At 54.6% G+C, this 25,728-nt stretch carries 25 protein-coding genes; 13 read left to right on the plus strand and 12 right to left on the minus strand.

The window, feature by feature from the left end:
* Positions 1–26 precede the first annotated feature (26 nt).
* Positions 27–650 (minus strand): multifunctional acyl-CoA thioesterase I/protease I/lysophospholipase L1, encoded by a 624-nt coding sequence (tesA, locus tag IP581_RS05525; protein ID WP_193822643.1) that lies wholly within the window; start codon positions 648–650, stop codon positions 27–29.
* Here tesA and ybbA point away from each other — a divergent pair.
* The 6 genes from ybbA (at position 621) to IP581_RS05555 (ending at position 7,932) form a co-directional block, all read left to right on the plus strand.
* Positions 621–1,307, plus strand: coding sequence for a putative ABC transporter ATP-binding protein YbbA (gene ybbA, locus IP581_RS05530; protein ID WP_193821937.1), 687 nt, complete (start codon positions 621–623; stop codon positions 1,305–1,307). The genes tesA and ybbA overlap by 30 nt on opposite strands.
* On the plus strand, positions 1,304–3,718 hold the full coding sequence (gene ybbP / locus IP581_RS05535; RefSeq protein WP_193821938.1) for a putative ABC transporter permease subunit YbbP: 2,415 nt from the start codon (positions 1,304–1,306) through the stop codon (positions 3,716–3,718). Before ybbA ends, ybbP begins: the two co-directional genes overlap by 4 nt.
* A 198-nt stretch (positions 3,719–3,916) precedes the next feature.
* A complete protein-coding gene (locus IP581_RS05540) occupies positions 3,917–5,062 on the plus strand; it encodes a porin (protein ID WP_086871184.1) in 1,146 nt (381 codons plus the stop codon).
* 301 nt (positions 5,063–5,363) lie between these two features.
* Positions 5,364–6,200, plus strand: a complete 837-nt coding sequence (locus IP581_RS05545; RefSeq protein ID WP_193821939.1) for a MetQ/NlpA family ABC transporter substrate-binding protein — start codon at positions 5,364–5,366, stop codon at positions 6,198–6,200.
* A gap of 57 nt (positions 6,201–6,257) precedes the next feature.
* A complete protein-coding gene (sfbB, locus tag IP581_RS05550) occupies positions 6,258–7,280 on the plus strand; it encodes a virulence-associated ABC transporter ATP-binding protein SfbB (protein WP_193821940.1) in 1,023 nt (340 codons plus the stop codon).
* The gene (locus IP581_RS05555) at positions 7,273–7,932 is read left to right on the plus strand and encodes a methionine ABC transporter permease (protein ID WP_193821941.1); all 660 of its coding nucleotides are present in this window, start codon (positions 7,273–7,275) and stop codon (positions 7,930–7,932) included. The genes sfbB and IP581_RS05555 overlap by 8 nt, the downstream gene beginning before the upstream one ends.
* Here IP581_RS05555 and mnmH read toward each other — a convergent pair.
* From mnmH to ppiB, 5 genes are all read right to left on the minus strand, one after another.
* Positions 7,929–9,008, minus strand: a complete 1,080-nt coding sequence (gene mnmH, locus IP581_RS05560; protein WP_193821942.1) for a tRNA 2-selenouridine(34) synthase MnmH — start codon at positions 9,006–9,008, stop codon at positions 7,929–7,931. The two genes, IP581_RS05555 and mnmH, sit on opposite strands and share 4 nt — an antisense overlap.
* A 90-nt stretch (positions 9,009–9,098) precedes the next feature.
* Positions 9,099–10,166, minus strand: a complete 1,068-nt coding sequence (purK, locus tag IP581_RS05565) for a 5-(carboxyamino)imidazole ribonucleotide synthase (RefSeq protein WP_193821943.1) — start codon at positions 10,164–10,166, stop codon at positions 9,099–9,101.
* Entirely contained in the window at positions 10,163–10,672 is a 510-nt protein-coding gene (gene purE, locus IP581_RS05570; protein WP_193821944.1) for a 5-(carboxyamino)imidazole ribonucleotide mutase, read from the minus strand. Before purE ends, purK begins: the two co-directional genes overlap by 4 nt.
* Positions 10,673–10,800: 128 nt before the next feature.
* A complete protein-coding gene (lpxH, locus tag IP581_RS05575) occupies positions 10,801–11,523 on the minus strand; it encodes a UDP-2,3-diacylglucosamine diphosphatase (RefSeq protein WP_193821945.1) in 723 nt (240 codons plus the stop codon).
* A gap of 3 nt (positions 11,524–11,526) precedes the next feature.
* Entirely contained in the window at positions 11,527–12,021 is a 495-nt protein-coding gene (gene ppiB, locus IP581_RS05580; protein ID WP_020456843.1) for a peptidylprolyl isomerase B, read from the minus strand.
* Positions 12,022–12,194: 173 nt separating this feature from the next.
* Between ppiB and cysS the strand changes: the two genes are divergently transcribed.
* Positions 12,195–13,595, plus strand: coding sequence for a cysteine--tRNA ligase (cysS, locus tag IP581_RS05585; RefSeq protein ID WP_193821946.1), 1,401 nt, complete (start codon positions 12,195–12,197; stop codon positions 13,593–13,595).
* A gap of 63 nt (positions 13,596–13,658) precedes the next feature.
* On the opposite strand, the gene IP581_RS05590 is transcribed toward cysS, so the two are convergent.
* The 5 genes from IP581_RS05590 to folD all read right to left on the minus strand — a co-directional run bounded on the left by IP581_RS05590 (position 13,659) and on the right by folD (position 18,254).
* Positions 13,659–14,183, minus strand: coding sequence for a metal-dependent hydrolase (locus IP581_RS05590; protein ID WP_086871203.1), 525 nt, complete (start codon positions 14,181–14,183; stop codon positions 13,659–13,661).
* Between the two features lie 166 nt (positions 14,184–14,349).
* The gene (malI, locus tag IP581_RS05595) at positions 14,350–15,366 is read right to left on the minus strand and encodes a Mal regulon transcriptional regulator MalI (protein ID WP_193821947.1); all 1,017 of its coding nucleotides are present in this window, start codon (positions 15,364–15,366) and stop codon (positions 14,350–14,352) included.
* Positions 15,367–15,437: 71 nt separating this feature from the next.
* Positions 15,438–16,937 carry a PTS transporter subunit EIIC gene (locus tag IP581_RS05600; RefSeq protein WP_193821948.1) on the minus strand — a complete coding sequence of 500 codons (1,500 nt, stop codon included), beginning with the start codon at positions 16,935–16,937 and terminating at the stop codon, positions 15,438–15,440.
* Between the two features lie 236 nt (positions 16,938–17,173).
* Positions 17,174–17,386, minus strand: a complete 213-nt coding sequence (gene ybcJ, locus IP581_RS05605; RefSeq protein WP_017455715.1) for a ribosome-associated protein YbcJ — start codon at positions 17,384–17,386, stop codon at positions 17,174–17,176.
* Position 17,387: 1 nt separating this feature from the next.
* Positions 17,388–18,254, minus strand: coding sequence for a bifunctional methylenetetrahydrofolate dehydrogenase/methenyltetrahydrofolate cyclohydrolase FolD (folD, locus tag IP581_RS05610; RefSeq protein WP_086871209.1), 867 nt, complete (start codon positions 18,252–18,254; stop codon positions 17,388–17,390).
* Between the two features lie 536 nt (positions 18,255–18,790).
* Here folD and fimA point away from each other — a divergent pair.
* The 6 genes from fimA to sfmF all read left to right on the plus strand — a co-directional run bounded on the left by fimA (position 18,791) and on the right by sfmF (position 24,828).
* Entirely contained in the window at positions 18,791–19,336 is a 546-nt protein-coding gene (fimA, locus tag IP581_RS05615; RefSeq protein WP_086871211.1) for a type 1 fimbrial major subunit FimA, read from the plus strand.
* Between the two features lie 69 nt (positions 19,337–19,405).
* Positions 19,406–19,942, plus strand: a complete 537-nt coding sequence (gene fimI, locus IP581_RS05620) for a type 1 fimbrial protein subunit FimI (protein ID WP_086871213.1) — start codon at positions 19,406–19,408, stop codon at positions 19,940–19,942.
* Between the two features lie 46 nt (positions 19,943–19,988).
* Entirely contained in the window at positions 19,989–20,681 is a 693-nt protein-coding gene (gene fimC / locus IP581_RS05625) for a type 1 fimbria chaperone FimC (RefSeq protein WP_193821949.1), read from the plus strand.
* 24 nt (positions 20,682–20,705) lie between these two features.
* Positions 20,706–23,291 carry a fimbrial biogenesis usher protein gene (locus IP581_RS05630; RefSeq protein WP_193821950.1) on the plus strand — a complete coding sequence of 862 codons (2,586 nt, stop codon included), beginning with the start codon at positions 20,706–20,708 and terminating at the stop codon, positions 23,289–23,291.
* 4 nt (positions 23,292–23,295) lie between these two features.
* The gene (gene fimH, locus IP581_RS05635; protein WP_193821951.1) at positions 23,296–24,300 is read left to right on the plus strand and encodes a type 1 fimbria D-mannose specific adhesin FimH; all 1,005 of its coding nucleotides are present in this window, start codon (positions 23,296–23,298) and stop codon (positions 24,298–24,300) included.
* A 9-nt stretch (positions 24,301–24,309) separates the two neighbouring features.
* Positions 24,310–24,828 (plus strand): fimbria assembly protein, encoded by a 519-nt coding sequence (sfmF, locus tag IP581_RS05640; RefSeq protein ID WP_086871221.1) that lies wholly within the window; start codon positions 24,310–24,312, stop codon positions 24,826–24,828.
* 48 nt (positions 24,829–24,876) lie between these two features.
* Here the strand turns inward: sfmF and fimZ are convergent, their stop codons facing one another.
* Positions 24,877–25,509 carry a fimbria biosynthesis transcriptional regulator FimZ gene (gene fimZ, locus IP581_RS05645; protein ID WP_020456855.1) on the minus strand — a complete coding sequence of 211 codons (633 nt, stop codon included), beginning with the start codon at positions 25,507–25,509 and terminating at the stop codon, positions 24,877–24,879.
* Positions 25,510–25,728: the final 219 nt, after the last annotated feature.

A 25,728-nucleotide genomic window follows, 5' to 3' on the forward strand; every position in this document is an offset into this window, starting at 1 on the left:
CTTTACCTGGGGGCGTGCCTGAACAATCAGGAGTCGTGGTTAACTAAAGGCGCCAGTCGCGTTGCCATCCAGTCTGCGATAAACGGCTGCGCATCGCGGTTGGGATGGATGCCATCATCCTGCATCCATTGCGGTTTCAGATAGACCTCTTCCATAAAAAATGGCAGCAGAGGAACATCCAACTCCTTGGCAAGCTTAGGATAAATGGCGCTAAAGGCTTCATTATAGCGGCGACCGTAGTTGGCAGGGAGCCGAATTTGCATTAGCAGCGGTTGCGCGTTGGCGGTTTTCACCGCCTGCATTATCTGCCGCAGCGTTTGCTCTGTTTGCTGCGGCGCGAAACCGCGCAGACCATCATTACCGCCCAGCTCCACCAGCACCCAGCGCGGTTGATGCTCTTTGAGCAGTGCAGGCAGGCGCGCCAGCCCTTGCTGCGAGGTGTCGCCGCTGATGCTGGCATTGATGACCGTCGGTTTTTGCTGCCATTTGTCATTGAGCAGCGCAGGCCACGCGGCATTCGCCGCCATGCGATACCCGGCGCTCAGACTGTCGCCAAGAATGAGTAACGTGTCCGCCGCCGCGGCGCGAAAGGTTAACAAAAGCAAAAACAGGAAGGGCAAATGCCAGCGGAAAACATTGTTGAAGTTCATCATCTTAAGAAGTCCGTCGGTCAGGGGGAGCATGAGCTTTCCATCCTTACCGGAGTTGAGCTGGTTGTCAAACCAGCCGAGACCATCGCCCTGATTGGCGAATCCGGCTCCGGCAAGTCCACCTTATTAGCGATCCTCGCCGGGTTAGATGACGGTAGCAGCGGCGAGGTGAATCTGCTCGGCAAACCCCTGCAAACCATGGATGAAGAGGCGCGTGCGCAACTGCGCGCACAAAATGTCGGCTTTGTTTTTCAATCTTTTATGCTAATTCCCACGCTGAATGCCCTGGAAAACGTCGAACTCCCGGCATTGCTGCGTGGCGAAAACAGCAGTGAAAGCCGCCGTAGCGCAAAAGCGTTACTGGAAGAGCTGGGACTGGGGAAACGTCTGGATCATCTGCCTGCGCAGCTCTCCGGCGGTGAACAGCAGCGGGTGGCGCTGGCTCGTGCGTTTAACGGCCGCCCGGCGGTACTGTTCGCCGATGAACCCACCGGCAATCTCGACCGGCAAACCGGCGACAAGATCGCTGATTTGCTCTTTTCCATGAATCAACAATACGGCACCACGCTGCTGCTGGTGACGCACGATCCGCAACTGGCCGCGCGATGCGATCGGCGGTTGCGGCTGGTGAACGGTGAACTGCGGGAGGAAGCATGATAGCCCGTTGGTTCTGGCGCGAATGGCGCTCGCCGTCGCTGCTGATTGTCTGGATGGCGCTCAGTCTGGCGGTTGCTTGCGTGTTGGCGCTCGGCAACATCAGCGATCGCATGGAAAAAGGGCTCAGCCAGCAGAGCCGGGAATTTATGGCGGGCGACAGAGCGTTGCGCAGCTCTCGTGAAATACCCCAGGCGTGGCTGGATGAAGCGCGAAAATCAGGGCTGCGGGTCAGCGAGCAAATCAGTTTTGCCACCATGACCTTTGCCGGGGACACGCCGCAACTCGCCGATGTGAAAGCCGTTGATGACATTTACCCCCTTTATGGCGAGCTGCAAACCAGCCCGCCCGGGTTAAAACCGCAAGCGGGAACGGTGCTACTGGCACCACGATTAATGGCGCTGCTCAATTTAAAAACCGGGGATTCTATTGATGTGGGTGATGCCACATTACGTATCGCCGGGGAAGTCGTACAGGAGCCGGATTCAGGCTTTAACCCATTCCAGATGGCGCCGCGCCTGTTAATGAACACTGCCGATGTGGCGAAAACTGGCGCGGTGCAGCCGGGTAGCCGCGTCAGCTGGCGGGTGAAATTTGGTGGAACGCCCACGCAGTTAGATGCATACGAAAAATGGTTGCTACCGCAGTTGAAACCGGAGCACCGCTGGTACGGGCTGGAACAGGACGAAGGTGCGCTGGGTAAATCCTTGCAGCGTTCGCAGCAGTTCCTGTTGTTATCTGCCTTATTAACGCTGCTGCTGGCGATAGCCGCCGTCGCGGTGGCGATGGGGCACTATTGCCGCAGTCGCTACGATCTGGTGGCGGTACTAAAAACCCTTGGCGCGGGCCGGGCGCAATTACGCAAATGGATTGTCGGGCAGTGGTTAATGGTACTGGCGCTGTCAGTGGTGACCGGCGGCGTTATCGGGCTGGTGTTCGAAAGCGTATTAATGGTGCTGCTCAAGCCAGTGCTGCCTGCTGCGCTGCCGCCTGCCAGTTTGTGGCCGTGGCTGTGGGCAGTGGGAGCGATGGTGGTGATTTCGCTGCTGGTGGGGTTGCGACCCTATCGCTTGCTGCTGGCGACGCAGCCGCTGCGCGTGCTGCGACGTGATGCGGTGGCCAATGTCTGGCCTTTGAAATTCTACGTGCCGGTGATCTGCGCGGTGACCGTGCTGCTACTCGCCTGGCTGATGGGCGGCAGTATGCTGCTGTGGGCTGTGCTGGCAGGGGCCGTGGTACTGGCCTTGCTGTGCGGTGTGGTGGGTTGGCTGCTGCTTAATGTGCTCAAACGCCTGACATTTAAGGCGCTACCGTTGCGCCTTGCGGTGAACCGGCTGCTGCGTCAGCCATGGTCAACGTTGAGCCAGCTTTCGGCGTTTTCGCTCTCCTTTATGTTGCTGGCGATGCTGCTGGTGCTGCGCGGCGATCTGCTTAACCGGTGGCAACAGCAGTTGCCGCCGGACAGCCCGAACTACTTTTTAATCAATATCGCACCGGAACAAGTGACACCGCTGAAAGCGTTTCTTTCGCAGCACCATGTTGACGCCCAGGCATTCTTCCCGATTGTGCGCGCGAGGATGACGCAAATTAACGGTCAGTCGACGGAGGGGAATGCCGATGAGGCGCTGAATCGCGAACTCAATCTCACCTGGCAGCAGCAGCGCCCGGATCACAACCCGGTTACCGCCGGAAGCTGGCCGCCGAAAAACGGGGAGGTCTCTGTTGAAGAGGGGCTGGCGCAGCGGTTAGGCCTGAAGCTGGGCGATTCCGTGACGTTTATGGGCGATACGCAGGAATTCAGCGCCACCATCAGCAGCCTGCGCAAAGTGGACTGGGAAAGCATGCGGCCAAACTTCTTCTTTATCTTCCCTGCGGGAGCGCTGGACGGCCAGCCGCAGAGTTGGCTCACCAGTTTCCGCTGGCAAAATGGCAACGGCATGTTAACGCAACTGAACCGGGAGTTTCCGACCATCAGCCTGCTGGATATTGGCGCGATTTTAAAACAGGTCGGTCAGGTGCTTGAGCAGGTAAGCCGGGCGCTGGAAGTGATGGTGGTGCTGGTCACCGCCTGCGGTGTGTTGTTGCTGCTCGCGCAGGTACAAGTTGGTATGCGTCAGCGTCACCAGGAGCTGGTGGTTTACCGCACGCTTGGCGCGGGCAAGCGGCTGCTACGAACCACGTTGTGGTGTGAATTCGCGCTGCTGGGGCTGGTCTCCGGGCTGGTCGCGGCGATGGGCGCGGAAACCGCGCTGGCGGTGCTGCAAACCCGCGTCTTTGACTTTCCGTGGGAGCCGGACTGGCGGTTGTGGATTACGCTACCGTTGTGCGGTGCGCTGCTGCTTTCGCTGTGTGGCGGCTGGCTTGGCGCACGGTTGCTTAAAGGAAAAGCACTGTTTCGTCAATTCAGTAATTAATCCCTTCATCAATATTGGCTCAACGAAACGCATGCCGATAATTCTATCGGTGTGCGTCTGTTTCAAAGTGTAAAAGTTCCCCTGGCAATTGTTTACCAGCACAAAACAACAAAAAAACCCCACCAAATAGAAGCTTTTAGACGTTAATATTCCGCCGCTAGTAACTTACTAGTGGTGTCTATCCATCAAGGAAAAACCATGAAAATAAAAACAACCGCTCTGGCGACAGCCATCGGCGCAGCAGTGGCATTGACGTCTTTCGCAACTCAGGCGGAAATTACGGTACTTAAGCAAGATCCGCAGGCTGGTAATCCGTTAAGCCGCCTGAACTTCACCGTTGGTGGTTCTATTCGTCCGCAATTCGATAACATGATGGGCGACGGTGACAAAGGCTCCTTCAAGCGTAATGGTTACGACGGTGGGACCCGTTTCCGTTTCGCGACCGATTACTACCTGTTCGATGATATTAGCTGGGTTAACTACTACGAACTGGGTGTGAACATTCCGGCGCTGTTCGACTGGGATAACCACTATGCAGACGGCGCGCATAACACCACTCGCCGCATGCTCTACACCGGTCTGAAAAGCAAGACCTGGGGTACCATGACCTTCGGTCAGCAGAACAGCGTGTACTACGACGTAGTTGGCGCGAAAACCGATATCTGGGATTACGACATGAAAGCCCAGGCTTCCGGTAACGGTATCAACGGCGATTACGACGGTTCTTACCGTTCACGTAAGATGCTGAAATATAAGAACAGCTTCGGTGATGCTGATATCTATGCATCTTACCTGTTCTCTGATAACGATCTGCTGCGTGGCAATGGCCTGCGTTACAAACGTAAAGGCGGCGGTTCTCTGGGCGTGGATTACCACATTGCCAAAGACCTGACATGGGGTACGGCGTGGAACTACACCCAGGCCGACATGCGTAACGTCAACACTGGCGGCACCGAGACTTACAGCCAGAATATTTATGGCACCGCGCTGAGCTGGACGCCGGATAACTGGACCTTCTCCTTCGGCGGTGGCTGGTACGAAAACTTCCTCACTACTGGTCAGAAAAATATTCACGACTACTTCGCGGGCGACGCGTGGGGTATTGAATACTTTGCCGGATACAAAATCCCGGTTGGACAGTACGCGCTTAAATACGTACAGCCGTACGTAATGGGTGACCGTCTGCAATACACCACCGGTCGTGATTACCAGCGTATTGATAACGGTGTGGGTGTGACCTTCCAGCTGGATTACGGTTTCCGTGTCGATTACGAACACGTATTCACCAGCAGCACCGACGATCTGGGCGACATGAACATCGTTCGTCTGCGTTACGACTTCTAAAAAGTCTGTATTCGCCGGGTTTAATGCTTCGCTTAAATCCGGCAATGCTTAGCAATTAATAGCATAACGAGAAGCCGGAAAACCCATTAAGGGCAGGGCTTTTCGTTATGCTTCATCGCCTTACCCCGCAAAGATCTCCCCGCCATTCAGTGACATAGTTCACAGCATGTTGAATATATTTCAATTACCGCTGCGCTGTGTTTATGCCATCTTATTCAGCAGTCTTATCAATCAGGTGAAAATGGAACGCGCCGCACTGTACGTCGCGTCACACAGCAGCTCAACTCGTTAGGGAGAATTTATGGGACGTCGTCTCAGCTTACGCGCGACTTTCGGCGCATTACTTCTGGCCTGCGGCTTACCGTTTGCTCACGCGAGCAGCGATCCGCACACCATCGTTTTCGGCGTCGCGCCTGGGCCATACGGCGATATGGTGAAACAGGCGATTGCGCCGTCGTTAAAAGAGAAAGGTTATAAAGTGGTGGTGCGTGAATTTAGCGATTACGTACAGCCGAATATGGCGCTGGCGAATGGCAGTATTGATGCCAACCTGTTCCAGCACAGCCTTTATTTTGACAAATTCACGGCCGATAAAGGCCTGAAATTAACCAAGCTGATTACCGTGCCGACGGCGGGTATGGGCTTTTATTCACGCAAAATCAAAAGCCTGGATGAACTGAAAAAAGGCGATATCGTTACGCTCTCCAACGACCCGACCAATCTGGCGCGCGGGCTGCGTTTCCTGCAATCGCTGGATCTTATCACTATCAAAGCGAATATCGACCCGACCAAAGCCTCCGAGCGTGATATCGCCAGCAACCCGAAAGGGCTGGTGTTTAAACCGCTGGAAGCGGCGCAGCTGCCGCGCACGCTGGATGGCGTGACCGCCTCACTGGTCAATGGCAACTTTGCCATTGCCGCCGGGCTGAAACTCTCCTCTGCGCTCAAACAAGAGCATCTGGATGAGAACCTGAAAAACATCGTTGCGGTGCGTACGGAAGATGCCGACAAACCGTTCGCGAAAGATATTGTCGAGGTGGTGAAATCGCCGGCTTACCGCGCGGTAATTGACGATCCAAACAATGTTTACGCGGCGTTCCAGAAACCAGACTGGATGCAGAGCGCGGATAAAAAATAACACTCCGGCTGAGTTGACGGGCAGGCTGCGGCCTGCCTTTTGTCGTTTGAGGTTTGCATGATTGAAATAGAAAAAGTGTGCGTGGATTTCCCCGCAGCGCGCGGCAGTACGACTACAACCCGGGCGGTAGACGATGTCTCGCTGCGCATTGCGCCGGGTGAGATCTTCGGCATTGTCGGCACCAGCGGTGCGGGCAAAAGTACGCTGCTGCGCACGCTAAATGCGCTGCAACGCCCAAGCCAGGGTAGCGTCAAAATCAATGGGGTGGCTATTTCGGCGCTGGAAGGCATCACCTTACGTAAAGCGCGTCAGCGTATTGGCATGATTTTTCAGCACTTCAACCTGATGCATACCCGTACCGTGGCGCAAAATGTGGCCTTCAGCCTGAAAGCGGCGGGATGGGAACGCAGTAAAATCGCCCCGCGCGTGACCGAGATCCTTGAGCTGGTGGGGTTAAGCGATAAAGCCAGCCGTTACCCGGTGCAATTAAGTGGCGGGCAGAAGCAGCGGGTCGGTATTGCGCGCGCCATCGCTAATCACCCGGATGTGTTGCTGTGTGATGAGCCGACCTCGGCGCTGGATCTGGAAACTTCCGCCACCATTCTCGCCCTGCTCAAGCAGATCAATGAACAACTGGGGATCACCATTGTGCTGATCACCCACGAGATGAACGTGATCAAATCGATCTGCGATCGGGTGGCGGTGATGTCCGGCGGTAAAGTGGTGGAGGAGGGCGATGTGTTTGATGTTTTTGCCCATCCGCAACATGCCTTCACCCGGCAACTGGTGTCACATACATTGAATCTGACCTTGCCGGAGCGTTTGCAGCAGCATCTTCCAGGGCAGTTATTAAAAATCCTGTTTATTGGCGACTCCGCCGAGCAACCGGTGCTCTCCGACGCGGCGGTGAAGTTTGGCGTCGCGGTGAATATTCTGCACGGCAAAATCGAATACATCGGTGAGCGCGCGCTGGGCATTCTGGTAGTGCAACTGACCTCGGCGGAAAACCCGGCGGCAGTGAGTGACGCCGTGGACTATATTCGCAACCGTACTGCGCAGGTGGAGGTGATCCGTGGATGATTTACTGGCCGATCTGAGCCTCGCCTTTGGCGAAACCTTCCAGATGTTAAGCATCTCGACGGTGCTGGCGATTGCCGGCGGTTTGCCGCTCGGTTTCCTGATTTTCGTGACTGATCGGCATCTGTTCTGGCAAAACCGCTCTGTGTATCTGGTGAGCACGGTGCTGGTGAACATTATTCGCTCGGTGCCGTTTGTTATTCTGCTGGTGCTTTTGCTGCCCATTACGCAGTTTTTACTCGGCAATACCATTGGGCCGATTGCCGCGTCGGTGCCGCTCTCTGTCGCGGCGATTGCCTTTTATGCGCGGCTGGTCGATAGCGCCCTGCGCGAAGTGGATAAAGGCATTATTGAAGCGGCGGAAGCCTTTGGTGCCAGCCCGCTGCGCATTATCTGTACGGTACTGCTGCCGGAAGCCAGCGCGGGTCTGCTGCGCGGCCTGACTATTACGCTCGTCAGCTTGATTGGGTATTCAGCGATGGCCGGGATTGTCGGCGGTGGTGGCGTGGGCGATCTGGCGATCCGCTACGGCTATTACCGTTATGAAACCCAGGTAATGATCGTAACGGTTATCGCGCTGATTATTCTGGTGCAGATAGTCCAGGTACTGGGGGACTGGCTGGCAAAACGCGCCGATAAACGCGATCGCCATTAAGGATTGTGTGCCGCCAGCCAGGCTGCTACTTCTGTAAACGTGCCGCGAAAGCGAATGGCTTTCGCGCGCTTCTCAAGCTGGTAGCGGTACATCGGATCGTAGTACTCCTCAAGCAGCGGCACGAGCCACGCGAAGTGCCCCTCGGTACTGCCGCTGCGCTGTTGCTGGCCCAGCGCGTTTTCCAGATGCCGCGTTAATTCCGCATAGCGCTGTAACCCCAGACGGCGGCGAATGGCAAAAAGCCCGTGGCGCAGATATTCTGCATACTGACGCCAGCCTTCTTCCTCGCCATCACGGGTGATAAACGCCGCGTGCATCGCGACGAAATAGTCGACGCGCAAACGCTCCAGGCGTTGTGCAAAGGGATCGTCCACCACCACCAGCGGCGATTGCGCCATTCTCGCGCGTACTACCTCTGGCAGGTGGTTCGCCCCAATCGCGGCGCTTTCGTCTTCCAGTAGCCAGAACGCGGGCGTCACTTTCAGTAATGCCGCCGCCAGCTGGTTTTCGAAGCTGGCCTGTGAACGCTGCGGTTGTAACGTCCGGCCAAACGAGGAACCGCGATGCCGGGCGAGGCCTTCAAGATCGATGCCGTTACGCTGCGAACGCACCAGCAACGTTTTGCCACTCCCGGTGCAGCCACCCACCAGCAGCGCCGGGCGTTGCATCTGTTGTTGTGTGGCTTCTATCGCGGACTGGCGCAGCGCTTTATAACCACCGACCACCAGCGGATAGTGAACCTGGCTTTCACGTAACCATTGCTGAACGATATGTGAACGCTGACCGCCACGGGCGCAACAAAGGTAACCCTGCGGATATTGCGCGCAGGCTTGCCGCCATGCTTCGATGCGTTGTTCGCGGGTTTCGCCATTGACCAGTTGATGCCCCAGGCGAAGCGCGGCTTCTGCCCCTTCGCGTTTATAGCAGGTGCCCACAGCCGCACGTTCGCGGTCGTTCATTAAGGGCAGATTGATGGCGGCGGGCATGGCACCTTTGGCGAACTCAACCGGTGCGCGAACATCAATAAGAGGCGTTTCATCCCGCAGGAGGGCGAGATAATCCGTGGCGTCGTTCATTGGGCTTCCTTCTGCAAAACGCTGGTGGTAACCCCACCAGCGTGCAGATTTTACGCCCCGAACAGGGGAGATCAATTCCCCGGCGGGAGATTACTGCAGTTTTGACTGCGCCCAGGCAATGCCGCTCGCGTACTCCGGCGGCAACAGCGGCACCAGCGCTTCCAGCGTGGCGCTCAGACGAGCGGTGTCATCATCGTTCAGGTTCAAATGACCCACTTTGCGCCCCGGACGCACCTCTTTGTCATACCAGTGCAGGTGCACCAGCGGCAGCTTTAACCAGTCATAGTTCAGGTCGCTGCCAATCAGGTTGATCATCACCGACGGGCTGTTAACCACTGGCGGCGGCAACGGCAGATCCACCACCGCACGCAGATGCAGTTCAAACTGGCTGATAGACGCGCCATTCTGCGTCCAGTGGCCGCTGTTATGCACGCGCGGCGCCAGTTCGTTAATCAGTAACCCGCCCGGCGTGACGAAGCACTCCATCGCCATCACGCCGACGTAGTTCAGCTCATGCATGATGGCAGAAAGCATGTTTTCCGCCTGCTGTTGCTGGGCGGCGTTAGCCTGCGGGAAAACCACGCTGGTACGCAAAATGCCATCCTGATGCAGATTGTGCGTCAGCGGGTAGAAAACGGTGCTGCCATCACGCGCGCGCGCGCCGACCAGCGACACTTCACCGGAAAAATTGATGCCCTGTTCAACAATGCACTCGCCGTAGCAGTCGTCCGGCAACTGATCCGTTTCGCCTGCGCGTAAACGCCACTGCCCACGACCGTCATAGCCCCCCACGCGGCGCTTAACAATCGCCAGTTCCCCCAGGCGGGAAAACACGGCAGGCCATTCGCTTTTATCCGCCAGCAACTGCCACGGCGCGGTAGCCAGTTCGAGTTTGTCGAATAACTGTTTTTGCGTCAGGCGATCGGCAATGATCGGAAACACATCGCGGTTAACAAACGCCGGGTGGCGCGCCAGTTCGCGCGTTAACGCCGTTTCTGGCCAGCGTTCGATTTCGGCGGTGATTACACTTTGCTGAAAGGGAACGGCTTCCGGGGCGTCGTCCAGCCCGACAGGCCAGACCGCAATGCTGAGCGGCTCACCGGCCTGGCGCAACATCCGGCCAAGCTGACCGTTGCCTAATACACAAACCTGTTTCATGCCGCGCCTCTCGGATCCGGGTTATCCAGCACGTCGTCCGTTTGTGATTGACGCCAGGCCGCCAGACGCTGGTGCAGTTGCGCATCATGCTGCGCCAGGATCTGCGCTGCCAGCAGCGCGGCGTTGGCCGCACCGGCTTTGCCAATCGCCAGCGTTCCCACCGGAATGCCGCGCGGCATCTGCACGATAGAGTAAAGGCTGTCCACACCGCTTAACGCCGCGCTTTGTACCGGCACACCCAGCACCGGCACCAGTGTTTTCGCCGCGATCATGCCCGGCAGATGCGCCGCGCCACCGGCACCGGCAATAATTACCTGAAAACCGTTTTGTTCCGCGCTTTCGGCGAAGCTAAACAGTTTATCCGGGGTGCGGTGTGCGGAGACGATTTCAACATGGTGCGGAACGTTCAGGGTATCGAGGATTTCTGCGGCGAATTGCATAGTGGCCCAGTCGCTTTTCGAGCCCATAACAATGGCGATGCGCGCCGGTTGGTTGCTTGAAGACATACGTCTCAAAACTCCTGTGGGTGTGCTTCAGACTACATAAGAGGGCACAGAGAATAGCATGTAAAACGGGCAAGGAAAACGGTTGCGTAGCGATGTTTCGCGCGTTTGACGCCTGATCGCAAGCGTATTCAGAACGGGAAATGAATCAGTTCGACATCGCTCTCGCTGACGCGCACCATCGAGCCTTCGCTGTGCCACGCGCCTAAAACGGCACGGAATGCGGGGGCGTTATTCGCGGTGAGTTCATGCATTGCCGGGCGATGGGTATGACCGTGGATCAACCACTGCACCTGGTGTTTTTCCATGACTTCCACCACGGCGTGCTGGTTTACATCCATAATCGAAAGCGACTTGCTGCTGTTGGCCGCTTTGCTACCCGCGCGCATTTTCGCGGCAATACGGCGGCGGATAAACAGCGGCAGGGTGAGGAACAGCGTTTGCAGCCAGGGTTGGTGCACTTTGGCGCGAAAGGCCTGATAACCGGTATCGTCGGTGCAGAGTGTATCGCCATGCATAATCAGCACGTTGCGGCCATACAGTTTGAGCACCTGCTCTTGCGGTAAAAGCTGCATTCCACAGGCCTGAGCAAAGCGTTTACCGAGCAGGAAATCGCGGTTGCCGTGAATGAAATAGCACGGGACGCCGCTATCGACGAGAGCTTTAATCGCGTGTGCTATTTGCTGATGTAGCGGGTTGGGATCGTCGTCGCCGATCCACGCTTCAAACAGATCGCCCAAAATGTAGAGCGCATCAGCTTCACGCGCCGTACCGGCCAAAAAACGCAGAAAACCGGCGGTGATCGCCGGTTCTTCTGTTTGCAGATGCAAATCTGCGATAAAGAGTGTCGCCACCAATTACTCGCTGACGTCCACGCTTTCAATCACAACGTCTTCTTTCGGCACATCCTGGTGCATGCCGCTGCGGCCGGTAGAAACGCCTTTAATCTTGTCAACAACGTCCATACCTTCAACCACTTCGGCAAATACGCAGTAGCCCCAGCCCTGCATGCTTTCGCCGCTGAAGTTCAGGAAGTCGTTATCCGCCACGTTGATGAAGAACTGTGCGGTAGCGGAGTGCGGCGCCTGAGTACGCGCCATTGCCAGCGTACCACGGGTATTTTTCAGACCGTTGTTGGCTTCGTTTTTGATCGGGTCTTTGGTGACTTTCTGGTTCATGCCCGGTTCGAAACCGCCGCCCTGAATCATAAAGCCATTGATAACACGGTGGAAAATCGTGTTGTTGTAGAAACCTTCACGGCAATAGTCCAGGAAGTTTTTAACTGTTTCAGGCGCTTTGTCATCAAAGGTTTTGATTACGATGTCGCCGTGATTAGTGTGGAAAGTAACCATTATTGCATCCTGTTCTGATAGTGTAGTGCGTAGACCCGCCAGTGGGTCAGAGATAGTCGCTTGTTATAGCATAACCGCGAGGCTGGATCACCTTGCAAAGTGTGCTGCTTCGGGTTTGAATTACGGGTAATATATGCGGTTTTCGTTCCACACACGTCCACATGGAATCTTCGATGTTAAAAATCTTTAATACACTGACGCGCCAAAAAGAGGAATTCAAACCTATTCATGCCGGGGAAGTCGGCATGTACGTGTGTGGTATTACCGTTTACGATCTCTGTCATATCGGTCACGGCCGTACGTTTGTCGCCTTTGACGTGGTATCCCGCTATTTGCGTTTTCTCGGCTATAAGCTGAAATATGTCCGTAATATCACCGATATTGACGACAAAATCATTAAGCGCGCTAATGAAAACGGCGAAAGTTTTGTCGCGCTGGTCGACCGCATGATCGTCGAGATGCATAAGGATTTTGACGCGCTCAACATTCTGCGCCCGGACAGCGAACCGCGCGCAACGCACCATATCCATGAAATTATTGAAATTACCCAGCGCCTGCTGGAGCGTGAACACGCTTACGTTGCCGAAAACGGCGATGTGATGTTCTCGGTGCCGACCGATCCGACTTACGGCCAGCTTTCGCGCCAGGATCTGGATCAGTTGCAGGCGGGCGCGCGCGTAGAAGTCGCGGAAGTCAAACGTAACCCGATGGACTTCGTGCTGTGGAAAATGTCCAAGCCCGGCGAGCCGAGCTGGCCATCACCGTGGGGCGAAGGGCGTCCTGGCTGGCATATTGAGTGTTCGGCGATGAACTGCAAACAGCTGGGTTCGCATTTCGACATCCACGGCGGCGGTTCCGATCTGATGTTCCCGCACCATGAAAACGAAATCGCCCAGTCAACCTGTGCGCATGATGGTGAATATGTGAATTACTGGATGCACTCCGGCATGGTGATGGTTGATCGCGAGAAGATGTCAAAATCGCTCGGCAACTTCTTTACGGTGCGCGATGTGCTCAAGTATTACGACGCGGAAACCGTGCGCTACTTCCTGATGTCCGGCCACTATCGCAGCCAGTTGAACTACAGCGAAGAGAACCTGAAACAGGCGCGCTCTGCGCTGGAGCGTCTGTACAACGCGCTGCGTGGTACGGACAGCGATAACGCGGAAGATCGTTATTTCTATGAGGGTGAGCTGTTCCAGAAGCGCTTCTGCGAAGCCATGGATGACGACTTCAACACGCCGGAAGCCTATTCCGTGCTTTTTGACCTCGCGCGCGAAGTGAATACGCTGAAGCACGACGGGGATTCACTGGGCGCAAATGCGGCGGCGAAAAAGCTGCGTGAACTGGCGAGCGTTTTGGGTCTGCTGGAGCAGGACCCGGATCTCTTCCTGCAAAGCGGTGCGCAGGCTGACGACAGCGAAGTGGCCGAGATCGAACAGCTGATCCAGCAGCGCCTTGATGCGCGTAAAGCAAAAGACTGGGCGGCAGCCGATGCTGCGCGTGACCGTCTGAACGAGATGGGTATCGTGTTGGAAGATGGCCCGCAGGGCACGACCTGGCGTCGTAAGTAAGAAAAAAAGCGGCTTCGGCCGCTTTTTTGTTGTCCCTTCAAAACCACTGCCGGTGGTCAATCTTTATCCCCGCCGCATTTTCCACAACAGCAGCATCAGAATCACACCCGGCAGCCACACCCACAGCAGCTCCGAGATAATCACCTGGTGCCCGTACGGTGTGGTGTAGCGCGACAGTGCAAACGGCGCGACTTTGATCACCTGCCACGGCGCAAAAAACCGTTCATCCGACCACGGCCACAGCCAGCCGACGCCTTTCCCACCGGTAGTGATGGAATCCAGCAAGCTGTGCGACAGCAGCGACACGGTGAGAAACGCCCAGCAGCGCGCCAGACTCGCTTTGAAGTGTTTTCGCCCAAGCCAGGTCACCAATAGCGGTACCACAAAAGCAAACAGCAACGAGTGGGTAAACCCGCGATGACCGAAAACATTGCCGTAAGCGACACCGAATTTAAACGCCAGCACGTCGGCATCGGGCAACATAGCCAGCCCTATCCCTGCCAGCAATAAGCTGCGCGGGATCACTTTACTGCCGAGCCCCAACCCCAGACAAAGCGGAACAGCAGCATGTGTAACAATCGTTGGCATAACGCAGGTCTCTGAAGAAAAAAGAAATTATAGCCGAAGCGCCTGCCGGGTAAACTGCGGGGTTTTCTGAATCTTTTATTGTCAGAAGAGAACCAGGATAGCCGGTTTTTAGCCGATGCCAGCTTACAGCCCGTCAGTACGCTGCGGTCTGTCCGACGTGTGCAGATTACGCAGACTCGCGGGCAATCAGCTGGCCGGAAAGGGTAACGCGCTGCGTTTGTAGAGTGGGCTCTTTCAGCTTACGAATGATCAACCCCGCTGCCTGGCGCCCGGTCTCTTCGCTGGCGGACGAAACATAGGTAAAGGAAGGCGAGGTGAGATTGACGTGCAGCATATCTTCAAAGCCGACGAGCGCCACTTGCTGAGAGAGAAACACATCTTTGCCCACCGTATGCCCGGTTTGGTGGATCCCGGCGATGGAGCCTATCATGGCATCCGGCGAGTGGCAGAGCAGGGCGGTAAGGGTGCTATTTTTTTCCAGTAACTGGCGGACGGCATAGCTTGCCGCGCGGGTATCATCGCTACAGGCTGGGGTGGCTTCCTCTCGAACTACCAGCCCGTTCTGCGTCATTGTGGTGCGAAACCCCAGCAGACGCTGCTGGCGGATCAAATCGCCTTCAATGCCGCCAATGTAGGCAATGTTGCGGTGCCCGCGTTCGATGAGATAGCGCGTCGCCAGGCTGGCGGCCTGACGGTTATCACGCATGACCAGGTTGCACTCTTCATTGAGCAGTGACTGCGACACCACCACCAGCGGTAGCGGGCAGTCACGAATTTGGGTTGGAAGCGTTGAGCTGCGCGTATCGGAGGCGAGATAAATCACTCCGGCCACGCCTTGTTGTTTGAAAGACAGCAGGCAGCGTTCCAGGTGATCGCCATCGTTGAGCGGCTGGCCAAGAAAAACCATGTACCCCTGTTTTTCCAGCTCCTGCACGATGCTGGCCATCACTTTTATCGAGAAGCTGTCGCTGAAATCGCGCAGGATAAGCCCAATCAGATTAGACGTGTTGGCGCGAAGGTTGGCGGCAGCAATATTGTGAACATAGCCGAGCGCATCGATAGCGGCATGGACTTTACCGATCGTCGCTTGTGATATTTTCCCTTTCTGGCGCAGCACCAGCGAGACGGTGGAAACGGAAACGCCCGCCTGTTTAGCGACATCAATGATGCTGACTTTCTTCAAACTCGCTCCCTGATTTTCCCTGTTTTTCCACCTGATATGGCGCGTGCTGGACGCGCCAACCCGGTATCTTATTATTTGCCGATCATTGTGGACATGGTCTGGGCGATAAATTGCGCCCTCGCGCCGAAAATAACCTGAATACCGCTATCGCCGACAAATACCACGCCGCGCGCGCCCAGGCCGTTAAGGCCATCTTTATCCACCATTTCGCTTTTTGCCACTTCCAGGCGCAAACGGGTGATACAGGAACCGACGGAGTCGATATTCTGCGCGCCGCCCAGCATGGCGATGATCTCAGTTGCCAGTTCGGTGTCGGTTTTGTCATCTGCCACTGCGGTAACTTCCGTGCGTCCCGGCGTTTTCACGTCGAAGCGACGGATCACGAAACGGAAGGTGAAGTAATAAATCAGCGCCATCGGAATGCCAACGATCACCGCGTTAAGGAAGTTGGTTTGATAACCGTTAAACGACGGCAGGATGCCAAACGATAAGTAGTCGATAAACCCGGCAGAGAAGGATTTCGCGATGTGCGCGTGTAGCAGATACATCGTCATATACGCCAGACCGGCCATGATGGCGTTAAAGACGTAGAGAATGGGTGCAACGAAGATAAAGGTGAATTCAACCGGCTCGGTAATGCCCGTCAGGAAGCAGGTCAGCGCCGCAGAAAAGAGGATACCAAACGCGATCTTCTTATTACGGGTATGCGCTTCGTGGTACATCGCAAGGCAGGCCGCAGGCAGCGCAAACAGCATCAGCGGGAACTCACCCTGCATAAACTTACCGGCGTTCTGGTAGGTATCACTGCTAAAGGATTTCACCCCTTCTTCCAGCATTTTGAACCAGATAGTCTGATCGCCATGGATCACCTGGCCGGCCTGCGTGGTGTAATCGCCAAACGAATACCAGAACGAAGGATACCAGATATGGTGCAGACCAAGCGGGATTAGCGCGCGTTCGACTAAGCCGAAAATAAACGTCGAAGCGGCCTGATTATCGCCATTGACGATCACGGAAAGCGCATCGATACCCGCCTGAATATGTTGCCAGACATACGGCAGCAGCAGACCGAGCAAAAAGGATAAAAATGCTGTGGCGATAGCAACAAAACGCTTACCAGAGAAGAAGCCAAGAAATTCCGGCAACTGCATGGTGTGGAAGCGGTTATAGCACCAGGCGGCAAGAATACCGCAGATCAGGCCGCCAAAAACGCCCATTTGCAGGGTTGGAATGCCGACCACCATGGCGTATTTCCCGCCCTGCGAGGCCATTTCCGGCGTGATACCTAACATGGTGCCGATAGTGATATTGGTAATGAACACCGATACCGCCGCTGAAAGTGCCGCAATCCCGGATTCTGAAGCGAGCCCGACCGCCGAGCCAATGGCGAACAACATCGGCAGGTTATCGAAGATAACGCCACCTGCGTTCATCATCAGCGGTAAGTGAAATTTATCGCCGAAAGCAAGTAACAAACCAGCGGCTGGCAGCAACGAGATTGGCAACATTAACGCGCGGCCAATCATCGACAATTTAGACAATGATTTAACAAACCCTGATATCAGACTCATGCTGATTTCCCCCGAAGTTGCGCTCTTTTGGCGCCGATATTGTTAGTAGAACGTTTTAGTAGAACGTTCTACTTATCGTGAGATAAGCCGTAACGGGCTGCAACTAAATTTTCACATTTAGCCAGATGAATTAATGATTCTTTGAGGTTGATCGGTAATTAACCGTGATGACGGCAGGGGAATGAGAAAGAAAATGCCGGGCTGCGGTGACGCGAAACCCGGCTTGCTACGCGTGATTACGCGGTGACGGTAACGCTTTGACCTTCAAAACTCACCGTTTGACCCGCGACGATTTTGCAGCGTTTGCGCGTTTCAACCGCGCCATCCACTTTGACAAAGCCATCGGCAATGGCGATTTTCGCTTGTGCGCCGCTTTCGCTCCAGCCTTCGAGTTTCAGCAGATCGCACAGCTCAACGTGCGGATGTTTACCGAGAGAAAATGTTGCCATCTTATACGCCTTTTACATCATGGTATTCTTCACACGCTTGCAGCGTGTTCTGGATCAGGGTGGCGACCGTCATTGGGCCAACGCCACCCGGTACCGGCGTAATATACGCTGCTCGCGCGGCGGCTTCTTCATAAATCACATCGCCGACGACTTTGCCATTTTCCAGGCGGTTAATACCGACATCAATCACGATCGCGCCTTCTTTGATCCACTCGCCGGGAATAAAGCCCGGTTTACCCACGGCGACAATCAGCAGGTCGGCGTTTTCCACGTGCTGGCGCAGGTTTTTCGTGAAGCGATGCGTTACGGTGGTGGTGCAACCGGCCAGCAGCAACTCCATGCTCATCGGACGACCAACGATATTGGACGCGCCAATCACCACGGCGTTGAGGCCGAAGGTGTCAATATTGTAACGCTCCAGCAGCGTGACGATGCCGCGCGGTGTACACGGACGCAGACGCGGCGCACGCTGGCACAGGCGGCCTACGTTATACGGGTGGAAACCATCGACGTCTTTATCCGGCGCGATGCGTTCCAGCACTTTCACATTGTCGATGCCCGCAGGCAGCGGCAGCTGAACCAGAATACCGTCAATGGTGGTATCGGCGTTCAGCTTGTCGATAAGCGCCAGCAGTTCTGCTTCGCTGGTGGTTTCCGGGAGATCGTAAGAGCGGGAGATGAAACCCACTTCCTCACAGGCTTTGCGCTTGCTGCCGACATAAATTTGTGATGCCGGGTTGCTGCCAACCAGTACGACCGCCAGGCCAGGAGCGCGAAATCCTGCCGCAACGCGCGCCCGAACTTTTTCAGCAACCTCAGAGCGCACCTGCTGCGCAATCGTTTTACCATCAATAATCTTTGCTGCCATCAGAGAGAGGATTCCATCTGTCATATCAACTAAGGGGATGGCGACTATTTTGTCAGAAGCGCGGCGCGCTGTCAGTTACCGTTTGCGGATTTCGCCACCGCTGCGCCTGAAATCCCGGCAGATCACAGGTTTTGTCGTCGCGAGCTGTTAACCAAATTTCAACAATTCATCACCCCTAAGAAACGCCGCTATTAAGTCACGGTTACAGGCAGTTACGGCTATTTCTTATCCGTTTAATAAATAAAAGCCAGGCCTTTTCCTAAGCCGTAATAAGAACAGACCTGGCGTAATGACAGTATTGGCGAATATTTTAATTTTTACGAAATCACTATTGTCATGTTGTGGCTAGTTGTTATGTCCACAGAGAAAAATATCGGGTGTTTTCCCAGGGGAGAAATGGGAAGCGAATAAGTTGTTCCCGATGCGTTATATCTTCACAGGAAAAGGTTCTTTCATCTGGTATTTAGCGTAAGCGAGTCTCAAACGGTTTTCGGCAGGATGTCGAAATCGCAACTCTTTATTTCAAGGAAAATAGTATGAATATGAAATTAATGGCTAGTTCTGTTGCTGCAGGATTGATGCTGATGGCGGGAGCCGTACAGGCAGACACCGTAAGCGGCGGCAATGTGCATTTTGAAGGGGAACTGGTGAATGCAGCTTGCGCTGTCAGCACCGCTTCCGCCGACCAGACCGTGACGCTGGGGCAATATCGCACCGCCTCCTTCACGGGCGTAGGGGCTACCAGTGGATCGGTGCCGTTCAGCATTGTGCTTAATGATTGTGATCCCAATATCTTCCCGACGGCCTCCGTCGCGTTTTCAGGCCAGGCCGATGCCACCGATAATACGCTGCTGGCGGTCACCTCCGGTGACAACAGCACAACGGCGAGCGGGGTGGGGATCGAAATTCTTGATAACGCCTCCAAAACGCTGAGCCCGGACGGCGCAACCTTCTCCACCGCACAGGATCTGCTTGCAGGCACCAACACCTTGCATTTCTCCGCACGTTATAAGGCCACCAGCGCGACCGCGACACCAGGGCAGGCAAATGCGGATGCGACGTTCATCATGAACTACCAGTAACCCATTACTTTCAGGGATGACGCGGCCTCAGGGACGAGGCGCTTAATAGTGTAATGTGAGAAATTACCCATGATGAGAACAGGTCTCAGGCAGGCACTCATGTTGTGCATGATGCCTTTACTGGCAAAGGCGGCAGTCGTTGACGGTGGACGCGTTCACCTGCGCGGATCGCTGGTCAATGGCGCATGTGCGGTTGCGCCGGAGAGTGAAGATTTACATGTACAGATGGGGCAGCACCGTACGGATGCATTTTCCGGCATCGGCAGTTTCTCTCCCATAAGCACAGGGTTTGCACTGCGTTTGACGGCGTGTGACGCGGATGTATCACGCTATGTCGGTGTGGTGTTTTCCGGGCAAACGCCGCCGGAAGATCCGCAAGTTTTTGTCGCACACAGCACGGGAGGAGAAGGGGCTGAAGGCATTGGGCTGGCGCTGTTTGATCAACAGCAACGGCAAATTATACCCAACAGTATGCCGCACGCTTATTCCACGCTGGTTGCCGATGAAATCACGCTGCATTTTTCCGCGCGCTACCGGGCTATTACGGAACGTATTACGCCAGGACACTTGCGTTCCGATGTCTGGTTTACCCTGGTCTACCCCTGACGTATTTCTTGCAGGCATCATAATATTCTGAAGAGTTGTTTTCGCTATGAACATATTTTTAAAACCAGGTTGGATTGTCAGTCTTTTATTATCTATTTCGCTGCCGGTAAAAGCCGCTGGTGGAATAGCACTTGGCGCCACCCGTGTTATTTATCCTGCCGAGGATAAGCAGACCTCTCTTTCTATTTCTAATAGCGATGGAAAATCCCGTTTTCTGGTGAATTCGTGGGTGGAAAATAGTCGTGGAGAAAAAGAAAAAACGTTTGTCGTGACCCCGCCGCTTTTTGTTAGTGAGCCGGAGAGTGAAAACACGCTGCGGATTATTTACGCCGGGCAACCATTACCCGACGACCGCGAATCTCTGTTCTGGTTGAGCGTAAAAGCGATTCCATCGGTGAATAAAGAAAACGCCACGGACAAAAACGTGCTGCAACTGGCCGTTCTCTCTCGCATTAAGCTGTTTGTTCGCCCGAAAAGTCTAACCGGGTTAACGGAAGATGCGCCTGCGAAACTGCAGTTTTCGCGTCTCGATAAACACCTGAATATCACGAATCCCTCCGCGTATTACATCACTCTTGTGAATGTTCATATGGGCAAACAGAAGCTCGACAATGTCATGGTCGCGCCCAAAAGCCGCGCCCAGGTGCTTATTCCTCCTGATGTTCAGGGCGGCGTGACTTTCCAGACGGTAAATGATTACGGTGCGCTGACGCCGGTGAAAACCGTTGGTCTGCCATAACACAGACAAATGACAGGGATGCCTATGAACAAGCGCACGTCTCCTTCAGCTTACTCGCGGCTGGCGTTGTCGCTGCTGGCGGTGTTGCACCCGGCGATGAGCCGTGCTGAGACCTACTTCAATCCGGCGTTTTTATCGGAAGATGCCGCTGCCGTTGCGGATTTGTCGCGTTTTGAAAAAGGGAACCAGCCTCCGGGTGTTTATCGGGTGGATATCTGGCGCAATGATGAATTTATCGCGACGCAGGATCTGCGTTTCGATATTGCCCATCACGGGGCGACGCCCGCTTCCGGCGGCCTGATGCCCTGCTTCAATATCGATTTGCTCAAGCGGTTGGGCGTTAATATTCGCGCTTTTCCGGCGCTGCTCAGTAACCAGGGTGACGCCTGTATCGATATCACGACCGCCATACCGGGTGCCGAAGCCGCGTTTGATTTCTCATCAATGCGGCTGAATATTGGGCTACCCCAGGCTTCGTTGCTCAATAGCGCACGCGGTTACATTCCTTCAGAGGAGTGGGACGATGGCATTACCGCTGCATTGCTTAACTATAGCTTTACAGGCAGCCACAGCTCCGGCAGCAATAACGGTTTTCTGAGCTTACAAAGCGGGCTGAATTATGGTCCATGGCGGTTGCGTAATAACGGGGCCTGGCGCTACAGCAGCAGCGGAACGGAACATACCCGAAGCTGGAAGAATATCGGAAGCTGGTTGCAACGTTCCCTTATCCCGCTGAAAAGCGAGCTGGTGATGGGCGACAGTAATACCGGCAGCGACGTTTTTGATAGTCTCGGTTTTCGCGGGGTGCGCCTTTACTCTTCCGACAATATGTTTCCTGATAGCCTGCAAGGTTATGCGCCAACCGTACGCGGTATCGCGCGTACGCCAGCCAAATTAACTATCCGCCAGAACGGGTATGTCATTTATCAGAGTTATGTTTCGGCGGGCGCTTTTGTCATTTCTGACTTGAACCCTACCTCATCCAGCGGCGATCTGGACGTGACAGTCGATGAGAAGGACGGCAGCCAACAACGTTATACGGTGCCGTATTCGACGGTGCCGATTCTGCAACGTGAAGGGCGTTTTAAATATGACCTCGTGGCCGGGAATTTTCGCAGCGGCAACGATCAACAATCTTCCCCTTCTTTTGTTCAGGGGAGCGTGATCGGCGGCCTGGGCGGCGGTTACACCGCTTATGGCGGAACTCAACTGGCGAAGCGCTATAACGCCTTTGTGATGGGGGCTGGCAAAAACCTTGGCGGCTGGGGGGCGATATCGCTCGATTTTACCCAGGCGCGCAGTGAGCTGGCGGATGGCAGCACGCATCAGGGGCAATCGCTGCGCTTTTTGTATGCCAAATCACTCAACCAGTACGGCACCAACTTTCAGTTGCTCGGGTATCGCTACTCGACGCGTGGTTTTTACACGCTGAGTGATGTCGCCTATCGCCGCATGGAGGGTTATGAGTATGAAGACCAGGACGAGAGTGAAGGGGGGCGGCGGCCAAAACCGGTACTTGTTAGCTACCACAACCTCAACAACAACAGAAAAGGGCGCTTTCAGGTCAATATCTCGCAAACTCTGGGGGATTACGGCTCGTTGTATATTTCCGGCAGCCAACAAACTTACTGGAACAATATTAAGCCCAGCAGCTGGTATCAAATCGGTTACGCCAGCGGCTGGCGGGGGATGAGCTACTCGCTTACCTGGTCGTGGAACCGCTCACCCGGCATCAATAACACGGATCGTATTATTGCGCTGAATCTTTCCGTACCGTTTAGCGCCCTGAGCGGGCAGCGCTACAGCCGGGGAAACGCGCTGGATCGCACGTATGTCAACCTTAACGCTAGCCGTAACAGCAACGGGCAAAATGGCTGGCAGAGCGGGATGGGCGGCACATTACTTGAAGGACGCAACCTCAGTTACATCGTAAGCCAGGGGCACAGCAGCACAAATGGCTACAGCGGTAGCGCCAATGCCAACTGGCAGGCCGGCTGGGGCACGCTCGGTCTCGGTTATAACTACGATCCCTACCAGCACGAATATAACTGGCAACTTGGCGGTGGCGTGGTCGCGCACGCCGACGGGGTGACCTTTAGCCAGCCGCTTGGCGATACCAACGTACTTATCAAAGCGCCGGGTGCGCAGGGCGTGCGTGTGGAAAATCAGACCGGGGTGCAAACCGACTGGCGAGGCTACGCGGTCGTCCCTTATGCCACCGTTTATCGTTACAACCGCATTGCGCTTGATACCAACACGATGGATATCCACACCGATGTGCAAAACAGTGTCAGTAGCGTTGTGCCCACGCAGGGGGCGCTGGTCCGCGCCAACTTTGACACCCGGATTGGCGTACGCGCACTGATTACGCTCATGCGCGGCGATCGCCCGGTGCCGTTTGGTTCGGTGGTGCGTGAAACCGGCAGCGGCGTAACCGGCATGGTGGGTGAGGACGGCCAGGCGTACTTAAGCGGTTTGCCATTGCTGGGTGAACTGCTGGTGCAGTGGGGAGACGGCGCGCAGTCACGCTGCCTGGCTCGCTACGCCTTACCGGAAGCAAGCCTGCAACAGGCCGTGGTCATTACAAGCGCCCGTTGTGAACAAGGATAATTTTATGAACAGATTTCATGTGCTGCTTTGCGGCTTGTTGTTGCTAATAGCGACGTCAGGGCAGGCCACTATTTGCGTAAACGCCAACGGTATACCGACGGATATCTATTATGACCTGTCGAACCTGTTTACCAGCGGGAATAACCATGTTGGAGAGGTGGTGACGCTGCCGGAAAAATCAGGCTGGGTTGGCGTTCAGGCTATCTGTCCCACCGGTACCAACGTGAATTATACCTACCGAAGCTATGTCTCTGATATGCCGACAAATACCACTGATGGTGGTTACAAATACTTGAAGTTAAATGATTATCTGGAAGGGGCGATGAGCATCACGGATGATTACGCCGGCATCTTTTTTCCGCCGAGGAATTTCATCCGCATGGGAACACACCCTAACGTACCCAACCACAAGCCTTTTGGCGTAATGGACTCGAAGCTTATCTTTAGACTTAGGGTGTTGCGGCCGTTTATCAATATGGTGCCGATCCCGCGTCAGACCATGTTTCGGGTGTATGTCACCAGTACAAACACCGATGCGCTCGCGGTACCGGTCTATACCATTAGCTACAGCGGCAAAGTGGAAGTGCCGCAAAGCTGCAAGCTCAATGCAGGCCAGGTCGTTGAATTTGAATTTGATAATATTGGCGCCGCGCTCTTCACCCAGGCCGGGCCGGGGAACCGCCCGGACGGCGTTAATCCGCAAATTAAAACCGTGGCAATAGCGTGTACCAATGTTGACGCCCAGGCCTATCTTTCTATGCGCCTGGAAGCGGAAAAAGCCACCGGGGATATGATGGTTTCTGACAACCCTGACGTGGGGTTTATCGTGGGCGATAGTGAGGGGAACCCGCTTACCCCCAATACGCTGGGTAGCAAAATTCCTTTCCAGCTAGATGACAACGCCGCTGCGCGTGTTGATATCAGTGCGTGGCCGGTGAGTGTCACAGGCTTCAAACCCGCCGAGGGCGATTTTGTGGCGCGGGGCTATTTGCGCGTTGATTATGATTAAGGAGCCGCGATGTTTATCAAACCGCGCCATGTAATGCTGGTTGGGTGCTGGCTGAGCCCATTAGCAATTGCCGATACGCCGCTTGGGGAAATTAACATTCAGCTCCGCGCGACGGTGGTGGATTTTACCTGTTATGTCGAGACGGCCGACAGCGATAAGACGGTGAAATTAGGCCGTTGGCCGACGAAGCAGTTGCAAAATGCGGGTAACACAACGCCCCCGGTACGTTTTAGCTTGCGATTAGCCGGGTGCCCACCGGGCAGCGCGTCGATCACATTTTCAGGCAGGGCCGCCAGCAATCCGTCACTGTTGGCGTTAAACGATAGCGTGATGGCACAGAAAGTGGCTATTGAGCTGCGCGACAGAGATCGCACGCCGCTCGCGCTGGAGAACGCCAGCCAGGATGTCGCAGTGGATAGCAATGGCAATGCAACGCTGCAGTTCTACGCAAATTACATCGCACTGGCAGATAATCCTGTAGCCGGCACAGCAAATGCCGATGCGACTTTCGCGATTAATTACTATTAATTTTTCAATAGCGCATACGCCCGGAGATCTTTTTCCGGGCGTATATTGCTATAGCAGTTCGTGTGATTTGGCGTAATCAATCAACTCGACAATGGTATGCACGCCAAGTTTCGAAAAAATATTCGATTTATGGGCGCTGATGGTCTTGTTGCTTAATAAAAGTTGTTCCGCAATTTCTTTGTTCGATAATCCATTGGCGAGATAGCGTAATACGGTTACTTCTCTATTAGAGAGCGGCATATCCCGCTGTTCCCCTTTCTTTTTGCCTGGTTGATTTATATAACTCAGCGTCTCGGATGGGAAGAAGGAGTACCCGGCAAGAATCATCTTTACTGCGTTATAAATATCGTTGAGTTCTTTCCGCTTGCTGACAAAACCATTAGCGCCAGCGCGAATGGCGCGTGCCGCATAGAATGATTCAGATTTTGATGATAAAAAAAGCACGTTAACGTCTTCTCGTATCGCTTTGATTCTTCTAAGTAATGTAAAACCATCTGTTTTCGGGAGTTCAATGTCCAGAATAACCAGATCAACGGGAAGCGTACGGATATAATCAAGCGCCGCACGGCTATCATCCGTTTTTAGTACCACTTTTACGTTCTGATTTTTCTCTAAAAGCACCTCTATCGACATCCTGACAATAGGATATTCGTCCATAATGATAACGGAAGCCGGTTTCATTTTTTCGCCTCAGTTTGTTTTTTTAATGTCACGCCTTTACGTAAGTGCGACAGACATCGAAAGGGTGAATGTAACTTCAAGTATTCTATGAGGAAGAATCATTCCCTGGGAAAACCGATAGCATCCTTACTCGCTAAGTTATTTCCACTCGTAACCTACGAATGTGGGGAATATCAATTACGTGCTAATACAGAGAGATATAGTAATTATTAATAAGTC

This window comes from Kosakonia pseudosacchari (assembly GCF_015167415.1).
Classification (GTDB): Bacteria; Pseudomonadota; Gammaproteobacteria; order Enterobacterales; family Enterobacteriaceae; genus Kosakonia; species Kosakonia pseudosacchari.